We start from the raw sequence: 3462 nt of genomic DNA, 5'->3' as shown, positions 1-3462 counted from the left end.
GCCCCTCTCGGGGCTCCGCTATCGGTGGCTTCTCGGCGGCGGCCATGAGGGTGAACGCGGTCCTACTGAGATCAGACGTGCATGATCTCTTGTTCTTTGGTTTTCAAGGCTTCGTCCACGCGCTTGATGGCTTCGTCGGTGATCTTCTGCACCTCCGTCTCCATGCGCTTCTCCTCGTCCTGGCTGATGACGCCGTCCTTCTGAGCCTTGCGGCAATCGTCGTTGGCGTCGCGGCGTACGTTGCGGATGGCGATCCGCTGCTGCTCGGCGTACTTGCCGGCGATCTTGGCGATCTCCTTGCGGCGCTCCTCGGTGAGCGGCGGAATCGGCAGGCGCAGCGTCTGGCCGTCGACGACAGGGTTCAGGCCCAGGTCCGACGAGCGGATCGCCTTCTCCACCGAGACCACCAGACCGCGGTCCCAGACGTTGATGGTGATCATCCGCGGCTCGGGCACGCTGATCGCGCCCACCTGGTTGATCGGCACCGTCGAGCCATAGGCCTCGACATGAATCTGATCCAGCAGGTGAGCCGACGCGCGACCGGTGCGCAGCGACCCGAACTCCTCCTTCAGCGCCGTGACGGCCTTGTCCATGCGGTCCTTGTATTTCGAGATCACGGGCTTCTCGGTCGTGGCCATGGGCGGCGTCTCCGTCGTCTTGTCTTGGAAGCGGACTTTAGCGGCTAGGCGATGGTCGTGAAGACGCCTTCGCCGCTCAGCACCTTCAGCAAGTTCCCGCGCTCGCGGATGTTGAACACCATGATCGGGATGTGGTTGTCGCGCATCAGGCTCACGGCCGAGGCGTCCATCACCTTCAGGTTCTTCGCCAGCACGTCGGTGTAGCTCAGCGTTTCATAGCGCGTGGCGGACGGATCGGACTTCGGGTCGGCGGTGTAGACACCGTCCACGCTGGTGCCCTTGTAGAGCGCCTCGCAGCCCATCTCGGCGGCGCGCAGGGCCGCGCCCGAGTCGGTGGTGAAGAACGGCGCGCCGACGCCGGCGGCGAAGATCACCACCCGCCCCTTTTCCAGGTGCCGCAGCGCGCGGCGCCGGATGTAGGGCTCGCACACGGCCTCCATCGGGATCGCCGACTGCACGCGGGTGAAGACGCCGAGCTTCTCGAGCGAGGCCTGCAGCGCCAGCGCGTTCATCACGGTCGCCAGCATGCCCATGTAGTCGGCGCTGGCCCGCTCCATCCCGGCCTCAGCCAGGGCAGCGCCGCGGAAGATGTTGCCGCCGCCCACGACCACGCAGACCTGCACGCCGGCCCGGGCCACCTGGGCGATCTCCTCGGCCACCGCGCCCAGCGTCGCCGGATCGATCCCGAACTTGTCGCCGCCGACCCCCGCTTCACCCGATAGCTTGATGAGGATGCGTTTGTGGCGCGGCGAGACGGGCATGCGGCGGGAATCCTGGAAGCGTGTCGGGGGGAACATACAGGAAGGGCGCGGTACGTCGAACGTACCGCGCCCTTGTTTAGTCAGGTCAGGCGGATCAGGCCTGGCCGGTCATCGAGGCGACTTCGGCGGCGAAGTCGTCTGCCTTCTTCTCGACACCTTCGCCCAGGGCGAGGCGCACGAACGCCTTGATGGCGACCGGCGAGCCGACCTCCTTGGCGGTCTCGGCGACCAGTTGCTCGATGGTCTGGTCCGGGTTCATGACGAAGGGCTGCTTCACCAGAACGACCTCTTCCTGCCACTTGCGGATCCGGCCCTCGACCATCTTCTCGGCGATTTCGCGGGGCTTGCCCGATTCCATCGCCGTCTGGGTCTGGATCTCGCGCTCCTTGGCGACGACCTCGGGGTCGAGGTCGGCCGGGGAGAGCGACAGGGGCGCGGTGGCCGCCACGTGCATGGCGATCTTCCTGCCGACGTCCTGCAGCTTCGCCGGGTCGCCCGCGCCTTCCAGAGCCACCAGCACGCCCATGCGGGCCACGCCGTCGCCCTGCACGTTGTGCAGGTAGAGGGCGACCGCGCCCTGGCTCACGGTAAGCCGGGCCGAGCGGCGCACGCGCATGTTCTCGCCGATGGTGGCGATCAGGTTGGTCACCATGTCGGACACGGTCTCGCCCTTGGCGGTCTTGGCCGCACCGATGGCGTCGACGCCCTCGGTGGTGAGCGCGATGCCGGCGATCTCCCGGGCCGCGGCCTGGAAGGTGTCGTTCTTGGAGACGAAATCGGTCTCGGCGTTCAGCTCGATGAGCGCGCCGGTCTTGCCGTCGTCGCTCACCTTACCGGCCACCAGGCCCTCGGCCGCGGCGCGGTCCGACTTCTTGGCGGCCTTGGCGAGGCCCTTGGTGCGCAGCCAGTCGCTGGCCGCTTCCATATCGCCGCCGGTTTCCTGCAGCGCCTTCTTGCAGTCCATCATGCCAGCGCCGGATTTTTCGCGCAGGTCCTTGACCAGCGCAGCGGTGATTTCCGCCATGGTCAGCTCCTCCAGAAGCTCGTGAATCGGGAGACGGACCCCCGGTATGGAGGCCCGTCATCAGGGTTTTGTGTCAGCAGAGGCGCGCCGATGCGCGCCTTAGCCGGCCTGTTCTTCGCTCGCCGCGTCGGCGCCGGTTTCAGCCGTGGTCTCGGCCTCCGCGGCGGTGGTATCCGGCTCGCCCGTCATCTCGGCCTCGAGAGCCGCAGCCTCCGGAGCGGAGACCGCCGGTTCGGCGGCCGGTTCCGGGGCCAGCTCGCGGGCCAGCGTGGGTTCGATCGGAGCCACCGAAGCGCCCAGGTCGACGCCCGCGGCCGACTGGCCGGCGGCCAGGCCGTCCAGCACCGAGTCCGCCAGCAGGTCGCAGTACAGCTGGATGGCGCGCGCGGCGTCATCGTTGCCCGGGATCGGATAGGTGATGCCGTCCGGGTTCGAGTTGGTGTCGAGGATGGCGATCACCGGGATGTTCAGCTTGCGGGCTTCCTGGATCGCGATCGCTTCCTTGTTGGTGTCGATCACGAACATCAGGTCGGGGATGCCGCCCATGTCCTTGATGCCGCCCAGGGACAGCTCCAGCTTGTCGCGCTCACGCGTCAGCTGCAGCAGCTCCTTCTTCGAACGACCCTGGCCTTCGCCACTCACAACGGTGTCCAGCTCGCGCAGGCGGGCGATCGAGCCCGAGACGGTGCGCCAGTTGGTGAGCGTGCCGCCCAGCCAGCGGTGGTTCACATAGTACTGGGCGCAGCGCTTCGCGGCCGTCGCGATCGGCTCCGAGGCCTGGCGCTTCGTGCCCACGAACAGGATGCGGCCGCCGCCGGCGGCGACTTCGCGCACCTTCACCAGGGCCTGGTGCAGCAGGGGAATCGACTGCGACAGGTCGATGATGTGGATGTTGGAGCGCGAGCCGAAGATGTACTTGTCCATCTTCGGGTTCCAGCGGTGCGTCTGGTGGCCGAAGTGGGCGCCGGCTTCGAGCATCTGGCGCATGGAGAATTCGGGCAGAGCCATAGTCTGTATCTCGTCTTTCTTCCGGTTGGAC

Annotated in this window: 4 protein-coding genes; all 4 read right to left on the bottom strand. The window is 67.2% G+C overall.

The window, feature by feature from the left end:
- Nucleotides 1–71: 71 nt before the first annotated feature.
- Nucleotides 72–638, bottom strand: coding sequence for a ribosome recycling factor (gene frr, locus VGD44_RS03920; protein ID WP_331084079.1), 567 nt, complete (start codon nucleotides 636–638; stop codon nucleotides 72–74).
- Between the two features lie 44 nt (nucleotides 639–682).
- Complete coding sequence (gene pyrH / locus VGD44_RS03915) at nucleotides 683–1399, bottom strand: UMP kinase (protein WP_331084077.1); 717 nt, start codon at nucleotides 1397–1399, stop codon at nucleotides 683–685.
- Nucleotides 1400–1493: 94 nt separating this feature from the next.
- Nucleotides 1494–2423: a translation elongation factor Ts gene (gene tsf, locus VGD44_RS03910; RefSeq protein WP_331084074.1), complete on the bottom strand. Its 930-nt coding sequence runs from the start codon at nucleotides 2421–2423 to the stop codon at nucleotides 1494–1496.
- Nucleotides 2424–2522: 99 nt separating this feature from the next.
- Nucleotides 2523–3431, bottom strand: coding sequence for a 30S ribosomal protein S2 (gene rpsB, locus VGD44_RS03905; protein WP_331084072.1), 909 nt, complete (start codon nucleotides 3429–3431; stop codon nucleotides 2523–2525).
- Between the last annotated feature and the right edge of the window lie 31 nt (nucleotides 3432–3462).

The sequence above is a fragment of the Phenylobacterium sp. genome (assembly GCF_036402295.1).
In the GTDB taxonomy this organism is placed as follows: Bacteria; Pseudomonadota; Alphaproteobacteria; order Caulobacterales; family Caulobacteraceae; genus Phenylobacterium.
This window is presented reverse-complemented; position numbering and strand designations above follow the sequence as displayed.

Coding starts and splice junctions, on each gene's coding strand:
- frr (WP_331084079.1), bottom strand. CDS start 638: ATGGCCACGACCGAGAAGCCCGTGATCTCGAAATACAAGGACCGCATG.
- tsf (WP_331084074.1), bottom strand. CDS start 2,423: ATGGCGGAAATCACCGCTGCGCTGGTCAAGGACCTGCGCGAAAAATCC.
- pyrH (WP_331084077.1), bottom strand. CDS start 1,399: ATGCCCGTCTCGCCGCGCCACAAACGCATCCTCATCAAGCTATCGGGT.
- rpsB (WP_331084072.1), bottom strand. CDS start 3,431: ATGGCTCTGCCCGAATTCTCCATGCGCCAGATGCTCGAAGCCGGCGCC.